Origin of the sequence: Bacillus sp. HY001 (assembly GCF_007558965.1) — a bacterium.
In the GTDB taxonomy this organism is placed as follows: domain Bacteria; phylum Bacillota; class Bacilli; order Bacillales; family Bacillaceae_G; genus Bacillus_A; species Bacillus_A mobilis.
Genome location: NZ_VLTE01000256.1, coordinates 1 through 543, shown reverse-complemented (window position 1 = coordinate 543; position 543 = coordinate 1). Strand labels below are relative to the sequence as shown.

The window sequence follows — 543 nt, the reverse complement described above, 5'->3', positions numbered from 1 at the left end:
TTATTAAAGAAAGATCGCCAACCACTCACAGCAAAAGACATCGGTTTAAAAGTAGCAAACGAAAAAGAACCACAAACTGTTATTATGGATGGCAATGTCTTAGATGAACCGCTATCCGCAAGTGGACATAACCGCGCTTGGCTACATGCTGAACTAGAAAAGCTCGGTGTTGTTATCGAAAATGTCTTTCTCGGTCAAGTTGATTCATACGGACAACTGACTATCGACATTTATAATGACAAACTACAAATGCCTTCTCCTCAAAACAAACCTTTATTATTAGCATCATTAAAAAAATGTCATGCTGATCTTGAACTATTTTCCTTAGAAACAAAGTCGAAATCAGCGAGCGAAATGTATAGTAAAAACGCGAAACAAATCGAAAAGATTTTAAATAAAGTAACCTATCTTTTAAAAGAATAGATATCGAAAGAACGCTTCAGTCAAAAGGCGTTCTTTTCTTTTTTTCTACAGTTTTTATAACGTTTAAATTTATGTAATTCGGTTATGATGTTGAAGATACATAAGCAGGGAATTTCAAAA

The 543-nt window shown here is 33.9% G+C and carries 1 protein-coding gene; it reads left to right on the top strand.

Annotated elements, in window-relative coordinates; genetic code table 11:
* A partial coding sequence (locus tag FOT98_RS31165) for a DUF1657 domain-containing protein (protein WP_144291248.1) occupies positions 1-423 on the top strand: 423 nt, incomplete at its 5' end.
* Positions 424-543 lie beyond the last annotated feature (120 nt).